This window comes from Streptomyces gilvus (assembly GCF_022513565.1).
GTDB lineage: Bacteria > Actinomycetota > Actinomycetes > Streptomycetales > Streptomycetaceae > Streptomyces > Streptomyces gilvus.
Genome location: NZ_JAKWBE010000029.1, coordinates 1 through 19719 on the forward strand (window position 1 = coordinate 1; position 19719 = coordinate 19719).

Annotated in this window: 15 protein-coding genes, 1 tRNA gene and 2 pseudogenes; 11 read left to right on the plus strand and 7 right to left on the minus strand. The window is 72.1% G+C overall.

Annotation, left to right across the window (positions count from 1 at the left end; translation table 11 throughout):
* A pseudogene (locus MKW14_RS32450) lies at window positions 1–574 on the minus strand (hypothetical protein); the annotation flags it as partial.
* Between the two features lie 556 nt (window positions 575–1130).
* On the opposite strand from MKW14_RS32450, the gene MKW14_RS32455 reads away from it, so the two are divergent.
* Window positions 1131–1757 carry a class I SAM-dependent methyltransferase gene (locus MKW14_RS32455; RefSeq protein ID WP_240868801.1) on the plus strand — a complete coding sequence of 209 codons (627 nt, stop codon included), beginning with the start codon at window positions 1131–1133 and terminating at the stop codon, window positions 1755–1757.
* A 107-nt stretch (window positions 1758–1864) separates the two neighbouring features.
* Here MKW14_RS32455 and MKW14_RS32460 read toward each other — a convergent pair whose 3' ends face one another.
* The 3 genes from MKW14_RS32460 to MKW14_RS32470 form a co-directional block, all read right to left on the minus strand.
* Window positions 1865–2212 (minus strand): hypothetical protein, encoded by a 348-nt coding sequence (locus tag MKW14_RS32460; protein ID WP_240868803.1) that lies wholly within the window; start codon window positions 2210–2212, stop codon window positions 1865–1867.
* Window positions 2213–2223: 11 nt separating this feature from the next.
* Window positions 2224–2679 (minus strand): hypothetical protein, encoded by a 456-nt coding sequence (locus MKW14_RS32465; protein ID WP_240868804.1) that lies wholly within the window; start codon window positions 2677–2679, stop codon window positions 2224–2226.
* 315 nt (window positions 2680–2994) lie between these two features.
* Window positions 2995–3067 (minus strand) — tRNA-Arg (locus MKW14_RS32470).
* Window positions 3068–3388: 321 nt separating this feature from the next.
* Here MKW14_RS32470 and MKW14_RS32475 point away from each other — a divergent pair.
* From MKW14_RS32475 to MKW14_RS32520, 10 genes are all read left to right on the plus strand, one after another.
* Complete coding sequence (locus MKW14_RS32475) at window positions 3389–4996, plus strand: dynamin family protein (protein ID WP_240868806.1); 1608 nt, start codon at window positions 3389–3391, stop codon at window positions 4994–4996.
* A gap of 3 nt (window positions 4997–4999) precedes the next feature.
* Window positions 5000–7030, plus strand: a complete 2031-nt coding sequence (locus MKW14_RS32480; protein ID WP_240868808.1) for a GTPase — start codon at window positions 5000–5002, stop codon at window positions 7028–7030.
* Between the two features lie 310 nt (window positions 7031–7340).
* Window positions 7341–7817, plus strand: a complete 477-nt coding sequence (locus MKW14_RS32485; RefSeq protein WP_240868812.1) for a single-stranded DNA-binding protein — start codon at window positions 7341–7343, stop codon at window positions 7815–7817.
* Between the two features lie 294 nt (window positions 7818–8111).
* Window positions 8112–9521: a Cys-Gln thioester bond-forming surface protein gene (locus tag MKW14_RS32490; RefSeq protein ID WP_240868814.1), complete on the plus strand. Its 1410-nt coding sequence runs from the start codon at window positions 8112–8114 to the stop codon at window positions 9519–9521.
* 21 nt (window positions 9522–9542) lie between these two features.
* Complete coding sequence (locus MKW14_RS32495; RefSeq protein ID WP_240868816.1) at window positions 9543–9917, plus strand: hypothetical protein; 375 nt, start codon at window positions 9543–9545, stop codon at window positions 9915–9917.
* 33 nt (window positions 9918–9950) lie between these two features.
* The gene (locus MKW14_RS32500; protein WP_240868818.1) at window positions 9951–10250 is read left to right on the plus strand and encodes a zinc-ribbon domain-containing protein; all 300 of its coding nucleotides are present in this window, start codon (window positions 9951–9953) and stop codon (window positions 10248–10250) included.
* Window positions 10243–10866: a hypothetical protein gene (locus MKW14_RS32505; protein ID WP_240868820.1), complete on the plus strand. Its 624-nt coding sequence runs from the start codon at window positions 10243–10245 to the stop codon at window positions 10864–10866. Before MKW14_RS32500 ends, MKW14_RS32505 begins: the two co-directional genes overlap by 8 nt.
* A gap of 252 nt (window positions 10867–11118) precedes the next feature.
* A complete protein-coding gene (ettA, locus tag MKW14_RS32510; protein ID WP_240868821.1) occupies window positions 11119–12783 on the plus strand; it encodes an energy-dependent translational throttle protein EttA in 1665 nt (554 codons plus the stop codon).
* Between the two features lie 6 nt (window positions 12784–12789).
* The gene (locus MKW14_RS32515; RefSeq protein ID WP_240868823.1) at window positions 12790–13197 is read left to right on the plus strand and encodes an acyl-CoA thioesterase; all 408 of its coding nucleotides are present in this window, start codon (window positions 12790–12792) and stop codon (window positions 13195–13197) included.
* Window positions 13194–13865 carry a DUF8185 domain-containing protein gene (locus MKW14_RS32520; RefSeq protein ID WP_240868826.1) on the plus strand — a complete coding sequence of 224 codons (672 nt, stop codon included), beginning with the start codon at window positions 13194–13196 and terminating at the stop codon, window positions 13863–13865. The genes MKW14_RS32515 and MKW14_RS32520 overlap by 4 nt, the downstream gene beginning before the upstream one ends.
* A gap of 12 nt (window positions 13866–13877) precedes the next feature.
* On the opposite strand, the gene MKW14_RS32525 is transcribed toward MKW14_RS32520, so the two are convergent.
* From MKW14_RS32525 to MKW14_RS32535, 3 genes and pseudogenes are all read right to left on the minus strand, one after another.
* Complete coding sequence (locus MKW14_RS32525; protein WP_240868829.1) at window positions 13878–14834, minus strand: ABC transporter ATP-binding protein; 957 nt, start codon at window positions 14832–14834, stop codon at window positions 13878–13880.
* A gap of 43 nt (window positions 14835–14877) precedes the next feature.
* The gene (locus MKW14_RS32530; protein WP_240868832.1) at window positions 14878–17595 is read right to left on the minus strand and encodes an ABC transporter permease; all 2718 of its coding nucleotides are present in this window, start codon (window positions 17593–17595) and stop codon (window positions 14878–14880) included.
* Window position 17596: 1 nt separating this feature from the next.
* Window positions 17597–19564: pseudogene (locus MKW14_RS32535) on the minus strand (FtsX-like permease family protein); the annotation flags it as partial.
* Window positions 19565–19719: the final 155 nt, after the last annotated feature.

The window sequence follows — 19719 nt, forward strand, 5'->3', positions numbered from 1 at the left end:
CGATCTGCGCGAGCTGTTCTGGGTCGAGACCGCTCCGGCCGGCGCGGACCAGTGTGAGGAAGCCGTCGAGCGCCTTCTCGTCCCGCACGTCGACGCCCTGTTCGGCGGCCGACAGCATGAGGAACTTGGCGGTGCCCATGAACCGCGGGTCGAACATGTCCTGGCGCCACCCGGCGCGCTCGGCGGCCGCGGTCTCGCACAGTGCCTGCGGGCTGTCGGACCGGGGGTCGAGGATCCCGGCCGCGTCCAGGAAGCCGACCAGGGCGCAGACGGCCGCGGGTGCGTCGACGCGCTCGTCGGTGAGCTCCTCGTCATCGGGGAGCAACGTCACCTTGCGCGGGAACCACTCGCGCAACAGAGCGCGGACATGCTCGGTGCGCCACAGCGCGAGTCGCCCGTCCTCCGTCCCCTGATGCCGGTACTCCAGGGCGACCGCGAACTCGTTGACCGGCCGCCCGTCGTCCTCCTCCCGCTCGGCGACGAGCCGGACGACGGCGTCCTGGACCTTCTCGAAGGACCCGTCGTCGCCGAGGCCCTCCTGGCTTGTCTCGTCCATGTCGAACAGCAGCCGCACCGCGTCTCCCTCGTGGTTCCATGCCGAGAGGACCACCGTAGCGAGTTCGCTGTGTGCCGCCGTTCGTACCTTGACAAACGTGGTCGCCGTCAGCGGTGAACAGCCCAACCCCCACAGGCCCTTCGCCCGGCGGACGCTCCAGTGCCGCGGGCTGCACGGAATGCGGCCTCCGCCTGACCCTTGCGGGGCCAGCCGCAACAACGCAGCCGCGCAACCGCCTTCGTACACGCCTGATCATCCCAGGCAGCGCTGACCGCAGGTTGGCGCGCCCGGCAGGAGCCACAAAACATGGCTGGTCGTGCGCACGGCGCTGACCTGCGCATTTGTGCCACGGTCGCTGTCGAGGGGCGGAGTCGGTTGATGCCGCTCCCCCCGGGAGCGGACTCGACGGCTACAGAATCTACGAGTGTGGTGGAGGAGGGTACTGACCCCACGTGACGCCTTTTGAGAGTTCGGCCGACATCGCGGAAAGCCGGTGTACCGGGGAGAAGGTGGGTGGCTTGGCGAATGGAAAACCGGTGGCGTGGCCCTCTCGCTCGGCATAGCTTGCGTGCGCGTGACTGACAATCCGAAGACCCTGGTCGAGGCTGGATACGACGCGATGGCCGGGCGGTATCTCGCCGAGTTCGGTGAAGGGATCCAAGACGATCCGCGGGCCCGCTTCATCGCGGAGCTGTCCAAACGGCTCACTCCCGGGGCCGATGTGGTTGAACTTGGCTGCGGCGCCGGTGTTCCGGCGACTGCTCTGCTCGCCGAGCGGTTCCGCGTCATGGGCGTCGACATCTCCTCCGCCCAACTCGCACTCGCCCGGCAGCGAGTGCCACGTGCCCGGTTCCTCAAGGCGGACATGACCGCGCTCGAATTACCCGCGGAGTCCTTCGACGCGATCACCGCTTTCTACTGCTTCAACCACCTCCCCCTCGACGAGCACCAGGCGATGATCGCAAAGGCTGCGTCCTGGCTGCGCCTCGGCGGCCTCCTGTTGGCCTCCTTCGGCACCGGCGGCTCGCGCAACGAAGTCGAGGAGTGGCTCGGAGTCCCGATGTTCTTCGCCAGCCACGGCATGGACATCAATCGGCGCCACCTTGCCGATGCCCATTTCACCCTGCTGATCGACGAACACGTCAGGCAAGGCGAGGGAGAGTCGTGGCAGTGGGTGCTGGCACGAGCGGATGCCCCATGACGCCGACAGTGGCGCCGCGCTCGGTGCCTTCCAGGACGTAACCGGACTTGGTGGCGACCTGCCCGACGCCGGCCGCATCCGTCAACAACCAGCCGTTCGCCGACGCGTCACGGCCGCATCAGGGGCAGGCTCACTACGGAGGAGCCGATGATGGGTACCTGAAGTAGACCGTTGCTACCGCCCAGGGTTTCCAGGCTGGTCGGCGGCCACCAGGTCCGCTCATGTTGCTGCGGCCACAAAGGCAGCAGTACATGTGCGAGATCCTCGGAGTGCTCAACCTTGATGTCCATGTCTGGGCAGTCCACACCGAAGATCTCGAATACCGTGTTCAGCAGCCGGAATCGCGACACGTACGCCGGCGCGGTCTGGGCGAGCTGACCGTCGACATGGACTTCCATGCTGTGGGGGCGGTGCTGGAACTCGCCCAGCTGGATCCCGAGGTCGTGGTTGGTCACCGGCGCGGAGCCTACGCGCAAGAAAGAGTTGCGCGGCGGATTGCCGGTCTTGTGGAACTCGCGGCGATGGGTGCTCGGGAACGCAGACTTCCCGTTGAACCAGCAAAGGCCGCCCCCACTACGTCTGCTACCGCGACGACGTCCACCACCGCAACGCCGACTGGTTCGACCAGCACCCCAAGGCCCTGTGGGTCAGCGAGAAGATTCTCATCAACGCGGTCCACTGGTTCTTCGGCGAGCGCGTCCTCGGCCCCCGCCGTACCGAGCACCTCCGCGCTCAGCTGGCCGCCTCCGCACCCGCCCTCGGCGCCAGCGCGCAGAAGGCCGAACAACTCCGCGAGGAGATCAAGGCCATCGAACGCCGCAAAGAACGTCTCCTCGACGAACTCGACGAACACGAAGACGCCGGCGACCCGGAAACCAGTCGCGAGTTCCGCCGCAGCATCCGCGAACGCTTCGACCGCCATGAACGCAAGCGCCGCGAGCTGCTCACCCGGCTCCGCCAATGCGAACAGAGTCAGAGCGGCAAAGAAGAACAGAATGCCGACCTCATCGACCTGCTGCCCCGGCTCGGCACGAGCCTCGCGAAGCTCCCGGAAGCCGAGCAGCGCCGCCTCTACGACGCCTACCAGCTGGAGGTCCGCTATCTACGGCCCCGGCGTGAGATCCAGCTCCAGGTGACCGTCCCGGCTGCGACGGCCGAGGAGCTGGGCCGCTTGACGCGGCAAGTGGTCACCCCGCTCACGGGGGCTCGCGCCGGTGAAGACCAGCCATGTTTTGGGCGCCCCCGGCAGGACTCGAACCTGCGGCCAAGCGCTTAGAAGGCGCCTGCTCTATCCACTGAGCTACGGGGGCCGGGTGTGTGGCCTCTGTCTTGGGTGCCCGGGTGTGGGCCGTTCCGTGACGTCGCCGGGGACAAGGATAGGGCTCCCGCGTCCGTGTCCCTGTTGCTTCGCCTCCGTGGCTCGATGTGGAGGTTCGGTGAAGCGGTCCTGATAATCGCAGGCAGGTACGAATCGTGCATCGCTTTTGGCGCCTCGCGCACCGGGTGTTGTGCACTCGTTATGCCTGGACTGTGCCCTCGCCCCAGTCGTCCCTTGTGCCCCTTGCGTCCGGTCGGCGCGCAGACATGCCCATATGCTTCAGAATTCCCCTAAAATTGGGCATTCTTCGCATGTGGTGACCTTGGACGTACGGCCTCAGCTGCTCGACGCACTCTCCGCCCTGCGCGACCGTGTCGCCGCCGCACGCTTCCCGCTGCCCCTGGCGGGGGCTCCACGCGCGCGTGCCAACCGCGACGAACTCCTCGCGCAGCTCGACGACTATTTGGTGCCCCGCCTGCGGGAGCCCGACGCCCCGTTGCTGGCCGTGGTGGGGGGATCGACCGGGGCCGGGAAGTCGACCCTCGTCAACTCCCTTGTGGGGCGGCGCGTGAGCGAGGCCGGCGTGCTGCGGCCGACCACACGGACGCCGGTGCTCGTCTGCCATCCGGAGGACCATCACTGGTTCAGCGGCATGCGGGTGCTGCCCGACCTCACGCGCGTGTGGGTGCCTCATCAGGAAACGGCGGAGGACCTGTTGCTCCCCGGCGAGGACCCCACGCGCGTACTGCGCGTCGAGACCGCCGACACAGTGCCCCGCGGCCTCGCCCTCCTCGACGCCCCCGACATCGACTCCCTGGTCGCCGACAACCGCGTCCTGGCCGCCGAACTCATCTGCGCGGCCGACATCTGGGTGATGGTCACCACGGCCGCGCGGTACGCCGACGCCGTCCCCTGGCACCTGCTGCGCACCGCCAAGGAGTACGACGCCACCCTGGTGACCGTCCTCGACCGCGTGCCGCACCAGGTCGTCTCCGAGGTGTCCCGCCAGTACGGCGCGCTGCTCACCAAGGCGGGCCTCGGCGACGTACCGCGCTTCACCGTGCCCGAACTGCCCGAGTCCGCCTGGGGCGGCGGGCTGCTGCCGGCCACCGCCGTGGCGCCGCTGCGCACCTGGCTCGTCCATGTGACGCAGGATCCGGCGGCGCGGCAGCACGCGCTGGCCCGTACCGCGTACGGGGTGCTGAACTCCCTCAAGGCCCGCATGCCCGAACTCGCCGGCGCCGCCGCCGCCCAGTACGCCGCCGCCATGCGGCTCACCTCCGCCGTCGAGGCGGCGTACGACAGCGAGCACACGCGCGTGCGTGGGCGGTTGCAGTCGGGGGCCGTACTCGCCGGGGACGCGCTGAAGCGGTGGCGCGCGTTTCCGCTCGACTGCAGCGCCGGTGAACTGCTCGACGCGCTCGTGGAGAGCCTGGCCGCGCTGCTGCTGTGCGCCGTGACCGCCGCCGACGAGCGCGTGGACGACGCCTGGCGGCGCGAACCCGCGGCGCGCGCCCCGGAGCTGGCGGACCCTGACCCGTCCCTGGAGAGCGCCGAGCACCGGATCGGGATGGCCGTACGGCGGTGGCGGCGGGAGCTCGAGGAGTACGCCGAGGACGAGGTGCGCGCCCTCGACCGGAGCGTGGCCCCCGACCCCGAGGCGGTCGCCGCCCTGGTCGCCACGGCGCTGCTGGGCGGGCGCCGGGCGCGTTCGGCGGGTGAGGGGCTCGCCGAGCGGATCGGGGCCCACGGGGCGCTGCGGCTGCGCGACCGGGGCGGACGGCTGCTCACCGAGCACCTGGACCGGGTGATGCACACCGAGCGCGAACGCCGGCTCGCCCCCCTGGACGCCCTCGACGTCCATCCCGAGCCCCAGGCCGAGCTCATCGCCGCGCTGTCCGTACTGCAGAAGGAGAGGTGACCGGTGACCGCCGTCACTGACCAGGACCACACCGAGCACGCCGACCACGCGGGGGACACGGTGCCCAAGCACGACGACCGGGAGAACGGCCGCAAGGGGGAGAGCGCTTCCGAGAAGGGCCTCCAGGAGGAGAACGGCGACGACAGCCCCTGGGAGGGCGCCCGCGAGCACCACGCGCGCGTGGAGAGCAGCGACTCGGGTCGTACCGACTCCTGGCAGACCGGGAAGTCCAGGCATACCGGGGAGTCCAGGCATACCGGGGAGGCCAGGGATACCGGGAAGTCAACGGCTCCCGGGGATTCCCAGGCATCCGCGGACCCCGCCGACCCCGCGGACTCCTGGGACGACGGGCTCATCGCTCGCCGGGTGACCGAGGGGGCCGCCGCCGAGCACGCGGCCCTGGTGGAGAGCCGGGCGCACAGCGCGCAGTCCGCCGCCCCGCTCACCTACGACAGTACGCTGCGCTCGCGTCTCGTCGCCCTGCGGGAACTGGTCGGGCTCTCCCGCACCCGGCTCGACAGCCGGACGCTCGCCGAGGCCGGACGGGTGCTGGACGAGGCGGCGGCGCGGCACAGGCTGTCCGGGCAGCACACCGTGGTCGCCATCGCGGGCGCGACCGGCAGCGGCAAGTCCCAGCTGTTCAACGCGCTCGCCGGGGTGCCCATTTCGGAGACGGGGCTACGCCGGCCCACCACCGCCGCGCCCGTCGCGTGCAGTTGGAGCGACGGCGGCGCCGGCCTCATCGAACGGCTCGGCATCCCGCCGCGACTGCGCCGCCGGCCCCTGCAGAACGGCGACAACGACACGCAGTTGTGCGGGCTGGTCCTGGTCGACCTGCCCGACCACGACTCCGCCGCGGTGCAGCACCGCCAACACGTGGACCGCATCCTGACGCTCGTCGACGCCGTCATCTGGGTCGTCGACCCGGAGAAGTACGCGGACGCCGTGCTGCACGAGCGCTACCTGCGGCCCATGGCGGGCCACGCGGAGGTCATGTTCGTCGTCCTCAACCAGGTCGACCGGCTGCCCGGCGAGGCCGCCGACCAGGTCCTCGACGACCTGCGACGGCTCCTCGACGAGGACGGGATCGCTCTGGGGGAGTACGGCGAACCCGGCGCGACCGTGCTCGCGCTGTCCGCGCTCACCGGGGACGGCGTCGGCGAACTGCGCGAGGCCCTGGGCCAGTTCGTGGCGGAACGCCGCGCCCCGGCACGCCGGATCTCGGCCGACGTGGACGCCGCCGCGGTCGGGCTGCGGCCGGTGTACGCCATCCGGCGGCGGACCGGGCTGAGCGAGGAGGCGCGCGACGAGTTCGCCGCCCGGCTCGCGGACGCGGTGGGCGCCACGGCCGCGGGCGAGGCGGCCGAACGGGCGTGGCTGCGCAACGCCAACCGCGCCTGCGGGACGCCCTGGTTGCGGCTGTGGCGCTGGTACCAGGACCGGTTCGAGCCGCAGACCGGGCGGCTGCCGGTGCGCGCGCAGCCCGACGAGAAGGCCACGGCACGCCAGCGCGTCGAGCAGGCCGTACGGACACTGGCGGACCGGGCCTCGTCCGGGCTGCCGGCGCCGTGGGCGCTGGCGGTGCGCGAGGCGGCCGTACGGGGCTCACAGGGGCTGCCCGAGGCACTGGACGAACTCGCGGCGCGGGCCGGGCTGCCGCCGGGGCGCCCGCCGCGGCCGGGCTGGTGGCCCGCCGCGGTGCTCGTCCAGGCGTCCATGACCCTTCTGCAGATCGTGGGCGGGCTGTGGCTTTTGGGGCAGATCATCGGGTTCATGGCGCCCAATCTCGGTGTGCCGGTACTGCTGATGGTCACCGGAATCGTCGGCGGCCCGCTCGTCGAGTGGAGCTGCCGGATGGCGGCACGCGGCCCGGCGCGGCGGTACGGCGCCGACGCGGAACGGCGATTGCGGGAGGCGGCTGCGGGATGCGGGCGGGCCCGGGTGCTGGATCCGGTGGCGGCCGAGCTGCTGCGGTACCGGGAGGTGCGGGAGCAATACGGGCGGGTCGCCGGGGTCGGAGCGACGGCGAGGTGAGCCACGGGCCGCGAGTCGCGGGTCCCGGGTCGCGGGTCCCGGGCAGGTGAGACGGGGTGATGGTGGACCGGCCGCCGGAGACTCACTCGTAGGGGTGAGGGAGTTTTCCACAGGTCGTTCGTGGTCCACAGGGCTCGGCGGGGTCGGGCCGAACGGGGGCAGTCTGGTCGTGCGGCGATCGCGAGGACGTGATCACCGCGGCGGCGGCAGCGCGAAGGACGTGCGGCCGCCGTGGCAGACGCAGCCGTACGGGACAGGCCCGTAGGCATGTCCGCCCGGCCCCCGCGGCCGGGTGAGGGAGGGGTTCACCATGAACGAGACGATCATCTGCGCCGTCGGCAACGTGGCCACGCGGCCGGCCTACCGGGAGACGGTGACGGGGCCGTCGGCGCGGTTCCGGCTCGCCGTGACCACGCGGTACCTGGACCGGGAGAAGAACCTCTGGACCGACGGGCACACCAACTTCTTCACGGTGTGGGCCAATCGGCAGATGGCGGCCAATGTGGCGGCGTCACTCAACGTCGGCGACCCGGTCGTGGTCCAGGGCAGGCTCAAGGTCCGCTCGGAGCAGCGCGAGGGGCAGAACTGGATCTCGGCCGACCTCGACGCGACGGCGATCGGACACGACCTCGCGCGCGGTACGTCGGCCTTCCGGCGCCCGGTCCGGACGGAGACGGCGACGGGCGTCCCGGCGCAGCGGCAGGACGAGCCCAACTGGGAGACCGCACCGGGGGAGTCGGCGGTGGAGGCAGGGCAACGGGAGCCGGAACCCGCCGCTGTGACGTGATGTCAGACGAACCCGAGCTGACATGTCGGACAGCGCCCCGAGCCGACCGGACTGCGGCTTATCGGCGAATGCGTTCCGAACGACCTGGTGTATTTGTCGATAAGCCCTGCTCACAGGCCTGCTCCGTGATGTCTCGGCGATAACGATTCCGAGTCGAGTGGCTTGTGTGACGGTATGACCGGGAGGTTCGGTGCGTGGCTTCCTTAGGATGCCGGACATAACTCCTGGGGCTTCTGATGCTGCTGATGTGACCACGCCCCCCCATGTCAACGGTTCCTGCACGAAGGGGAATTCGTGTTTGCTTCGTTCTCAGCGCGGTGGACGCGCGGGCGAGGGACGTTCCGTCTCGCCGCCGCGACGCTGGTGTCCGGACTCGTGGCCGTCGGCGCGCTCGCCGGGGCGGGCACGGCGACCGCGGCGGAGCCGACACAGACCCAGGCCGGGGCGACCGCCACGATAGGCGGCCTCAAGACGTACGGCGCCGCGATGATCCACGACGCCTCCGGGGACGTACAGGTCTCGGCGGGCCTGTTCGAGATGTCCGTCGACGGCGGCGGCATGCTGCAGACGTACTGCGTCGACCTCCACAACCCCACCCAGCGGGACGCGAAGTACCAGGAGACGTCCTGGAGCGGGACCTCGCTGGGCGCCAACAAGAACGCGGGCAAGATCCGCTGGATCCTCGAGAACTCCTACCCCCAGGTCAACGACCTCGCGACGCTCGCCGCCGAGGCGGGCGCCAAGGGGCTGACCGAGCAGGACGCGGCGGCCGGCACCCAGGTGGCGATCTGGCGCTACTCGGACGGCGCCGACGTCGACGCGGTCGACCCGCAGGCGGAGAAGCTCGCCGACTACCTGCAGAAGGCGGCCGTCTCCGTGCCCGAACCCCAGGCGTCGCTGACCCTCGACCCGCCCGCGGTCTCCGGCCACCCCGGCGAGCTGCTCGGCCCGGTGACCGTGCACACCAACGCGACCGGGGTGACGCTGACGCCGCCGGCGGACGCGGCCACCACCGGGGTGCGGATCGTCGGCAAGGACGGCAAGCCGCTGACCTCGGCGGTCAACGGCAGCCAGGTCTTCTTCGACGTCCCCGAGGACGCGGCGGCCGGCTCCGCCGAGCTGACCGTGCAGGCCTCCACGACCGTGCCCGTGGGGCGGGCGTTCACCTCCGACAGCCGCAGCCAGACGCAGATCCTGGCCGGCTCCAGCGAGTCCACGGTCTCGGCGACGGCGAGCGCGACCTGGGCGAAGCAGGGCGCCATACCGGCCCTGTCCGCCGTGAAGAACTGCGCCAAGGGCGGCCTGGACATCACCGCGGCCAACCAGGGCGACGAGCCGTTCACCTTCTCGCTCATGGAAGCCACCTACAGCATCCCGGCCGGCGAGTCGCGCACGGTGACGATCCCGCTGCAGGAGGACCAGCAGTACGACTTCACCATCACCGGGCCGAACGGATTCGACCAGCGGTTCACCGGGATCCTCGACTGCCGGACACAGGGCAGCAGCGGGAACGGCGACGCCGTGCAGACCCTCGCCGAGCCCAGCCCCGCCACGGTGGGCGGCGTCGCCGACGACACCAACCTCGCCGCGACCGGTGGCTCCAGCGTCACCCCGCTGATCGCGGGAGTCGCCATCGGACTCGTGGTGATCGGCGGAGCGGCGCTCGTCCTGGTGGGAAAGAAGAACGCGCCCACGGGGGAGTGAGGGTGCGGGCAAGATGACTTCATGACCAAGTCATCCGTACCGTCCGTGCAGCAGTCCGCCTGCTCCGGTTCCGTGCTGTCCCTGTGGTCGCAGGACTCCGTGCTGTCGATCGGCTCGGTGGGCTCGGTCCTGTCCATCGGGTCCGTGGGGTCGGCGCTGTCCGTCGGCTCGATCGGCAGCGCGCTCTCGGCCGGCTCGATCGGCTCGGCGCTGTCGCTGGTCTCGGCGGGGTCGTGGCTGAGCGCGGGTTCCGTGCTCTCGGCCCAGTCGCGCTGGTCGGTCCTGTCGTGGCGCTCGTCCCGGGCGTTCCGCTCTGCGGGGGTCGCCGGGGTCGCCGGGGTGGTGGTGGCCACCGCGCTGCTGCTGGCCGGGCGAGCTGCGCGGACGATTGAGTGACATGGAAAGCACCGACCGGAGAAGGGCCGACTCGTGATCATCTTTGGCACCAGGGGGTACCTGTACCAGCTCGCGATACTGACGCTGGTGTGCGGGCAGTGCGGCAATCCCGCCGCGCACACGCTCAGGAAGCGCGTCATGAAGTTCACGCTGTTCTTCGTGCCGCTGTTTCCCATCTCGACGAAGTACGCGACGCAGTGCACCTTCTGCGGTGCGGAACAGAAGCTGACGAAGGATCAGGCCGAGCAGCTCCAGGCCCAGGCCGCGGGCGCCCCCGGCGCGCCGGCGTACGGACAGCCGCAGCAGCAGCCGTACCGGCACCCGGGTGCCTGACACGGCACGGACACAGCGCGACCTGCGGCTGTCGTCGCCCGCCGTCCGCACGGCAGCGGGCATCGCGAGCCTGGCACTGGCCGCCGCGGTCAGCTGGAGCGGCCTGCTGCTGGTCGTGCGGGGGCGGGTGATCCCCGGCTGGGAGGTGAGCGGGGCTCTCCTCGTCCTGGCGCTCGTCGTCCGCCGGGCGCTGCTCAAGGCGGCCCGCGATACGGAGACCGTGAGGCCCGCCCGAAAGCGGGTCACGCCGGTGCGGTTGGGGGAGGGGCTGCTGTTGGGCGCGGCGGTGCTCGGCACGGCTTGGGGAGCGGGGGACGATCTGATCTCGGACGCGCGGTACCACGTACTGAGCCCCACGGGTCCGGGCGGCTGCACGGCCGTGGTGCGGGAGACGTCGTTCCTCGTGGTCGGCAACGGCGAGGCGTACGCGGTGGGACACACCGGCCTGGCCCTGGGTGAGTCGGGATCCTGGACGGTCGACGACGGCTACCGCCCCGTGGCGGCGGGCACGTACGCGTTGCGCTGGGGCCGTGACGCCGGCGTTCTGCGCGTCAGCGGCACGAACACCGACCCGGTGGTCAGAGGCGGCCTGACCGACGTCTCCTGCGACTGGTGAGCGACCGAGCCCACAGCCACAGCGGGCGACGCGACGACCTTCACCCCTGTCCCGCCCACCGCGCAAGCGGCTTGGCTGAGACCTCGCCGTCGTAAGCCGAGCCGGCTCGTTCTGCCCGACCGCACCCCCGGGCTGACGCGAAACCCCAGGTCAGACGGTCCCGGGCATACGCGTTTCCGCCCAGGGGTGGCGGTACGGCAAGATGGGGTGTATCTGCCCACTGCCAGATTTCAAGCTGCCGGACGGTTTCTCTTGGCTGAGTTCATTTACACCATGCGCAAGACGCGCAAGGCGCACGGCGACAAGGTGATCCTCGATGATGTCACCCTGAACTTCCTGCCGGGAGCGAAGATCGGTGTCGTCGGTCCGAACGGGGCCGGTAAGTCGACGGTTCTGAAGATCATGGCGGGGCTGGAGCAGCCGTCGAACGGTGATGCCTTCCTGTCGCCCGGTTACAGCGTCGGGATCCTGCTGCAGGAGCCCCCGCTGAACGAGGAGAAGACCGTCCTGGAGAACGTGCAGGAGGGTGTCGCCGAGATCAAGGGCAAGCTCGACCGGTTCAACGAGATCGCCGAGCTGATGGCGACCGACTACTCGGACGCGCTGCTCGACGAGATGGGCAAGCTGCAGGAGGAGCTGGACCACGCCAACGCGTGGGATCTGGACGCTCAGCTGGAGCAGGCCATGGACGCCCTCGGGTGCCCGCCCGGTGACTGGCCCGTGACCACCCTCTCCGGTGGTGAGAAGCGGCGTGTCGCGCTGTGCAAGCTGCTGCTCGAGGCCCCCGACCTGCTGCTTCTCGACGAGCCCACCAACCACCTCGACGCCGAGTCGGTGAACTGGCTGGAGCAGCACCTCGCCAAGTACGCGGGCACCGTCGTCGCGATCACCCACGACCGGTACTTCCTCGACAACGTCGCCGAGTGGATCCTCGAGCTCGACCGCGGTCGCGCCTACCCGTACGAGGGCAACTACTCCACGTACCTGGAGACCAAGCAGACCCGTCTGAAGGTCGAGGGGCAGAAGGACGCCAAGCGCGCCAAGAGGCTCAAGGAAGAGCTCGAGTGGGTGCGGTCCAACGCCAAGGGGCGGCAGGCCAAGTCCAAGGCGCGGCTCGCCCGGTACGAGGAGATGGCCGCCGAGGCGGAGAAGATGCGGAAGCTGGACTTCGAGGAGATCCAGATCCCGCCGGGCCCGCGGCTCGGCAGCATCGTCGTCGAGGTCAACAACCTCAACAAGGCCTTCGGCGAGAAGGTCCTCATCGAGGACCTCTCCTTCACCCTGCCGCGCAACGGCATCGTCGGCGTCATCGGCCCCAACGGCGCCGGCAAGACCACCCTCTTCAAGATGATCCAGGGGCTGGAGGAGCCCGACTCCGGCTCCATCAAGGTCGGCGAGACCGTCAAGATCTCGTACGTCGACCAGAGCCGCGAGAACATCGACCCGAAGAAGACCCTGTGGGCCGTGGTCAGCGACGAGCTGGACTACATCAACGTGGGCCAGGTCGAGATGCCCAGCCGGGCCTACGTCTCCGCATTCGGCTTCAAGGGCCCCGACCAGCAGAAGCCCGCCGGCGTCCTCTCCGGCGGTGAGCGCAACCGGCTCAACCTCGCGCTCACCCTCAAGCAGGGCGGCAACCTGCTGCTCCTCGACGAGCCGACCAACGACCTCGACGTGGAGACCCTCAGCTCCCTGGAGAACGCGCTGCTGGAGTTCCCCGGCTGCGCCGTGGTCGTCTCCCACGACCGGTGGTTCCTGGACCGGGTCGCGACCCACATCCTCGCCTACGAGGGCGACTCCAAGTGGTTCTGGTTCGAGGGCAACTTCGAGTCGTACGAGAAGAACAAGATCGAGCGGCTCGGCCCGGACGCGGCGCGTCCGCACCGTGCCACCTACAAGAAGCTGACCCGGGGCTGATCGGTCTTGCGCCACATCTACCGCTGCCCCCTGCGCTGGTCGGACATGGACGCCTACGGCCATGTCAACAACGCCGTCTTCATCCGGTACCTGGAGGAAGCCCGTATCGACTTCCTGTTCCGGCCGGAGAAGGACTTCAAGCAGGGGTCCGTGGTGGCGCGCCATGAGATCGACTACAAGCGACAGCTCGTCCACCGCCACCACCCGGTGGACATCGAGCTGTGGGTCACGGAGATCCGGGCCGCGTCCTTCACCATCGCCTACGAGGTGAAGGACGACGACCTGGTCTACGTGCGCGCCTCGACGGTGGTCGTGCCGTTCGACTTCGAGCACGAGCGGCCGCGCCGGCTCACCCCCGAGGAGCGCGAGTTCCTCGGCGAGTACCGGGACGACGACGAGGCCGTCGCCGCATGACGGTGCTCCACCTCGCCGACGAGGGGGAGGCGGCGGACCTCGCGGCCTTCCTCTCCCGGCTGCTGCACTACGATCGTGGGGCCGCCGTCCGTCTGCAGGCCGCGGGCACCGCGCTCGCCGTCTTCGGACGGCCGCCGTCCTTCGAGGTGCTGGCGATCCGCGCGGTGCGGCTCGCGAAGCCGTACGAGAACGGGCTCGATGTCACGCTTGACGTCACCGTCTCCGCCGGTGAACTCCTGGAATCCGTGGACGAGTCGGCGGCCACGGCCGTCGTCCCGGACGCGGTGACCGGACCGCCGTGGGCGGGAGTGCTGCCCCCGCGCGGTGGCTGGCGGCCGGAGCCGGGACTGCCGGCGCCGGACGCGCTGCGCTCCATGGTCTCCGCCGCGGTCGCCGAATTCCGGTCCCGGACCGAGGAGTTGGCGACCGAGCGGCGTACCCGGGCCGAACTCGACCGGATCGGGCGGGAGATATGGTCCCGCACGGTCGGTGACACCCGCCTTCCGGTACGGGCCGTGCACGCGGCCCAGTCCCTGGGGTTCCTGCGCGCCGAGGGCATCGAACCGGCGTTGTTCTCGTCCGGGGCGTGGCTGCGGCTGCGAACCCCGTACGGGTCGGTCGCCGTACGGCGGGCGGGACTCGGCGCGCTGGACGTCAGCGTCCGCTAGTCGCCCACCGCCTCACGTCCGGTCGCTGTCGTCCGGCCATACGGCGATGTGGTCCGGCTCGAGTTCGAGGGCCACGCGGTCGCGCATGCCCAGGGCCCGTGTGTAGTCGGCGGGCAGCTGGAGGCGGCCGGCCCGGTCCAGCATGGCGTACTCGCGGGCGACCACCGTCTCGTGGCCGGTCGTCTCGTCGACCTCGCTGCGGCGCAGGACCTCCGTGGAGGTGCGGCCGTCGCGGATGGCGACCGTGCGGCGGACCTCACCGGCCACGGCCTGGTCGTGGGTGACGATCACGATGGTCGTGCCGAGCCGTTCGTTCGCGGTGCGGAACGCGGCGAAGACCTGCTCGGCGGTGTGGGAGTCGAGCTCGCCGGTGGGTTCGTCGGCGAGCAGGACCGCGGGGTCGTTGGCGAGGGCCACGGCGATCGCCACGCGTTGCTGCTGGCCGCCGGAGAGCTGGTGCGGGCGGCGGTCGCCGCAGTCGGGGATCTCCAGCAACTCCAGGAGTTCCTGGGCGCGTTCGGCCTGCCTGCGGCGCTTTCCCGGGCCGGCCAGCTGCATCGGGAGGGCGATGTTCTGGGCCGCGGTGAGGTAGGGGAGGAGGTTGCGGGAGGTCTGCTGCCAGACGAAGCCGACGGTGCTGCGGCGGTAGGTGAGGCGGTCCTTCGCGGTCATCGTGAGGAGGTCCTGCCCGGCGACGCGGGCCGCTCCGGCCGTGGGGGTGTCGAGGCCGGCGAGGATGTTCATGAGGGTGGACTTGCCGCTGCCGGACGCGCCCACCAGTGCCATCAGTTCGCCCTCCTGCACGAGGAGGTCGAGGCCTTGCAGGGCCTGGACCTCGATGCCGTCCGCGGCGAAGATGCGGACCAGCCGGTCACAGGTGATGAGTGCGTCCTGGCCGTAGACGGGCTGCTCACGGGCGGACCGGGCGCGGGCCGCGAGGTCGGCGAGGGTGGGGTCGGACCCTGTCATCACACGCTCCCAGCTGTCGGCTTCGGTATCTCAAGGGCACTGCTCATCGCGCATCTCCCGCCCGCAACTCCCCGACCGTCCCCCGCCGCCCCGTCCACCACGCCTGAACTCCCGCCACTCCCACCGTCACCAGCAGGATCGTGACCGCCGGGAGGAGCAGGGACGTGACGTCCGTGCGCAACGCCGCGTCCCCGACCGGGGCTTGGTGGCCGGCCACCGCGACCGTCGTCAGGTCAAGCCCCGGGGACAGGAGCCGGATCGTCGCCCAGCCGGTCAGGATGCCGCCCAGCGCGGCAAGTCCCGCCTGCGGCACGGACTCCAGGACCAGCAGACGGCGGCCGGCGGAACGGGGGAGGCCCATCGTGCGCAACCGGGCCAGCAGGGCCGCGCGTTCGGGAGACGTGCGCAGGAGCGTCAGGAGGAGGGACAGGACGGCGTAACCGGCGCCCGCCGCCACGGCCGCCGTGTAGACGTGCTCCGCGCCGGACTGGAGCGGGGAGTCGGCGTAACGGGCGCGTTCGGCGGAACGCAGTTGCAGCGGGGCGGAGTTGCCGACGGCACGGCGCAGGGCGGGGACGTCGAGGTGGGGGCCGGTGAGGAGGAGGGCGGTGGGACGGCGGGTGGCGGGCGTCAGGGCCGTGCCGTTCACCACCAGGAAGTCGTCGCCGATCACCGCCGGCGTGCGGGAGCGGACCGCCGTGATACGGACGGTGATGGAGCCGCCGTCCTCCAGACGGACCGGGACCGACCGGGTGCCGTAGCGCGAGGCGACGGAGGGGGAGGCCAGCGCCGGCACCGTGCCGTCCGCCGCGCGGCCCGTCAACTCGCCCTCGCCGAAGGCACCGAGACCCGTCCGGGAGGCCAACTCGGCGTAGCCGCGCGGGTCCACGCCCACCAGCGGTACCGAGGTGCTCTGGTCGCCGGGCTTCGCCTGGTACTCGATGCTCACCGCGGCCGTCCCCCGCACACCCGGCGTCCGGCGGACCCGGTCCGGCAGGGTCGTCGGCAGAACCCCCGTCGGCGCTTCGATTCGGGCGTCCGCGCCGACCGTGAGGAGGGCCGCCCGGTCGCGGGTCGCGTGGACGCCGGCCAGGACCGAGCCGCCGAAGGCCGCCGTGGTGAGGGCAGTGAGCAGCGCCAGCAGGGGGAGGACCGTGGAGGCGGAGGCGCGGGCCGCCCGGGCCAGGGACAGATGGGCCACCGTGCCGCGCAGCCGGGCGGCTGGGCGGGCCAGGGCGCGCAGCGGGAGCGGGTAGAGGCGCACCAGCAGCAGGGCCGCCGCCACTCCCACCAACACCGGTGCCAGCGCGGCCAGTTGATCGCCGTCCGTGCCCTGCCGGCGAAGGGTCTCCACCGCGCCCAGGGTCACCACGAGCAGCGTCAGCTCCGCGACCGTACGGCGCCGGGACGGTCGTACGGACGTGACGTCCCCTCGGCCCGCGTGGATCCGCACGGAGTGGTGCGCGGCCACCGCGCGCAGCGGCAGGGTCAGAGAGGCGAGCAGGGTGACGGCCGCGGCGGACGCGACCGCCTGGCCGGTGCGGGCGTCGGGGAGGGCGAGCAGGGCGGTCGCGAGGCCCAGGGCGCCCGCCGGGACGGCGACGACGGCCGTCTCGGCGAACAGCCGGGCCGCCAGGCCCGGCAGGGAGGCGCCCCGGGCGCGCAGCAGGGTCAGTTCGGCGCGGCGGCGGTCCGCGGCGAGGCCGCCCGCCATCAGCAGGACCACCACGGCGACCGTGCCGGTGCCGAAGGCGGCGACGGCGACGAGCGGGCGGACGCCGTCGCGCAGACCGGTGAAGGAGCCGAGGACGTCGTCGAAGCCCGTGTTCACGGTCGCCGACAGATCGGTCAGCGCGCGCACCTGCCGCAGGGCCGGGCCCGACTCCAGGGAGGCGACGGCCGAGCGGAGGCGGTCCACCTGGTACGCGTGCAGATGGAGGTCCGCGGGGGCCAACTGCCAGTAACGCCATGCGGCCGAGGGCGTGCCCAGCAGCGCCGGGGCCGCCTCTGGGGCCAGCAGCAGGGCGCCCAGCCAGTACCGGGCGGCGTCGGCGCCCCCGCCGGGCACCCGGTTCAGGCTGGGCGTGCGCAGCAGGGGCTGACTGGCCCAGTACGGGCCCTGCGGGTCGCGCGGGGTGACGATGCCGGTGATGTGCACGGCGAGCGCGGGACGCCGCTCACCCGGTACGTGGATCACCGAACCGACCTTGATGCGCAGGGACTTGGCGGTCTCGGCGGTGACGACCGCCTCCACGTCACGGGTCTGTGCCGTCACCGGCGCCGTGGCCCGCGGCAGCCGGCCGGTGACCTTCTCGGCGTGCGCGCCGACACCCTGCTGGGCGGCGAGGGAGAACTGCGCCGGCAGCCCGCTCGGCCGCGGCAGCCACAGATCCGGCACCTGCAGGGGTACGGCGGTGCGCACGCCGTACGTCGACTGGGCGCGGTCGGCGACCAGCGGGCGCGGAACGGCCCGCAGGAGTCCCGCGTACTGCGTGCCGAGCCGCGCGGGGCTCAGCGCCAACTCCCGCCGTTGCTGCGGCAGATAGGCGGAGGGCGGCTCGGCGAACACGGCCACGTTGGTGGCCTGCGGCCGGGCCCGCTCGACCGACCGGCGCAGACCGGCGTCCTCGTACCGGTCGACCGCCCGCGGCAGCGCCGCCGCCAGGCACGCGGTCACCGCCACCAGCAGCGCGAGCGCGAGAGCGGCCACGGGGGCGGTGCGCAGCCGCGTCCGCACCCAGGGAGCCGGCACCGAGTTCATCTCACTCGCCCCCCTGCTCCCGCAACGACACCACCGGGTCCCCGCGCCGTACCGCCAGCGCCGCCGTCACCACGAGCGGCGTCACCGCCACCGCGGCCAGCAGCACCGCCACCTCCCCGGCGGGCAGCCGGACCAGGACGCCCGGCACCGGGCGGGTCGCCTCGGTCGTCAGGACGATCAGCGGGATCACGGCGCGCGCCAGCACCGTGCCCAGCGCGGTCCCCACCACCAGCGCCAGCGCGACCAGCACGCCCTGCTCGACGGCGATCATGCGGGCCAGCCGGCGGCGCGGGGCGCCCAGGGCGCGCAGGACCGCGAGTTCGGCGCCCCGCTCGCGCAGGGAGCCCGCCGCGCTGACCGCGAAGCCGACCGCCGCCAGGGCCGCCGCGACCCCGGCCGCCGCCGCGAACGCCGCCTCGGGGCCCGCGCCGAACGGATCGTCCCGCAGCTGCGCCGCCGTCTCGTCCCGTACGACGACCTGGGAGGGATCCAGGTCGGGCAGCGCGCGCAGGGCCGCGGCGACCCGGTCCGTGGCGCCCGGATCGGTCCGCAGCCACCATTCCGTCGGCGTCACACTCACCCCGTACCGCCTCTCCAGCACCCGGTTCACCGCCCGCAGATCCACCAGCAGCGCGCCCCCGTCCGCGTCGCCGGTCGTCGGCAACTCCCGTACGGAGCGCACGATCCGTACCGGCACGGTCTCGCCGGAGAGGGTCACGTCCACCCGTTGCCCGGTGTGCGCGCCGGACGAGGCGAGGAAGCGGTCGGTCGCGACCGCCGTGACCTCGGGCGGCGCGGCCTGCGCGACCTGCGCCCGTACCGTCAGCGAGGCGGAGGCCCAGGGTTCGTCGGCGGGCACGTACCCGGTGCCGTACGTGACCGTCAGCGGCGACGAACTCACCGTCGGGGGCTTCGGGTTGGTCCTCGGGTCGGGCGAGGACACGTCTCCGTCGCTCGACGAGGACACCTTCCAGGACGGGGGCAGCGGGATCCTCCGCGCCGACCCGTCCGCTGCCTTCGCCGTCAACTCGCCGATCGTGAGCCGGTGTTGTTCGGCCTGGCCTCGCGGTACCGACACGACCAGTTGCAGCCCTGTGAGCTTCAACGGCCCACCGGGGAGCGGAAGTTCGAGCGTGTGCCGGTGGCCGTCGGCGGGGAGTTCGCCCGCCGGGACCGCGTACGGGGTGCCGTAGCCGTCCTCCAGGGTGGCCGTCACGTCGGCCGAGGTGCCCGTGCCGGGTGAGCCGCGCAGGGTCGCCGTCACGTCCAACCGGGTGGTGTGGGCGGGCACTTGGGCCCCCGTTGTCGCCGTCCTCGGGCCCAGGGGGGCGAGCAGTGGCCGCACCGGCTCGGGGGCCAGGTCCCGGCGCAGCAGCATCATGTCCGCCGCGTGTGCGGTGTCCAGGGCGAGCAGATCGGCCGTGCGGTCGCCGGAGAGGGGGAGTTCGGTGCGTACGGCGGGCGCGGCCTCGCGTACGCCGCGCAGGGCCGCGTATGCCTCCGTGCGGCCGGGACCGGCCTCGCCGGCGCCGAGGACCCGGACCGGCGCGCCCGCGGCGAAGTCGGCCTGGTCGCTCTGCGAGCGGGTCCAGGAGGCGCCCTGGCCGATGGCGAGCATGCCGAGCGCGACGGCGAGGACCAGCAGCAGTACCGGGCCCGCGCCGCGCATCGGGCGGCGGCTGAGCTGCCAGCCGGCCAGCGCCGCCGTCAGCCCGCGCCCGCCGGCCGCCCGGCGCTCGGCGAGCCGGGCCACGAGCGGGAGCAGACGGAGGGTCAGCACCGTTCCCGCGAGCAGCGCCAGCGCGGGCGCGGCGACGAGGAGCGGGTCGATGCCGAGGGTGCCGGAGCGGGCGGTGGTCACCGCGCCGGAGGTCTGCCGCCCCAACTGCCAGTACGCCACCCCGGCCACCGCCAGCAGCCCCAGATCCGCCCCGGCCCGCACGGAACCGGGCAGCGCCGACGCCCGCCCGGGCCGGGGGCCGGGGTGGGTGCCCGCGCGGCTTGGGCTGGTGTGCGTCTTGCCCGACGGGAGGTCGCTGCTCGGGTGCGTGTGCGTCTTGCCCGACGGGAGGTCGGTGCTCGGGTGCGTGTGCGTCTTGCCCGATTGGACGTCTGTGCTCGGGT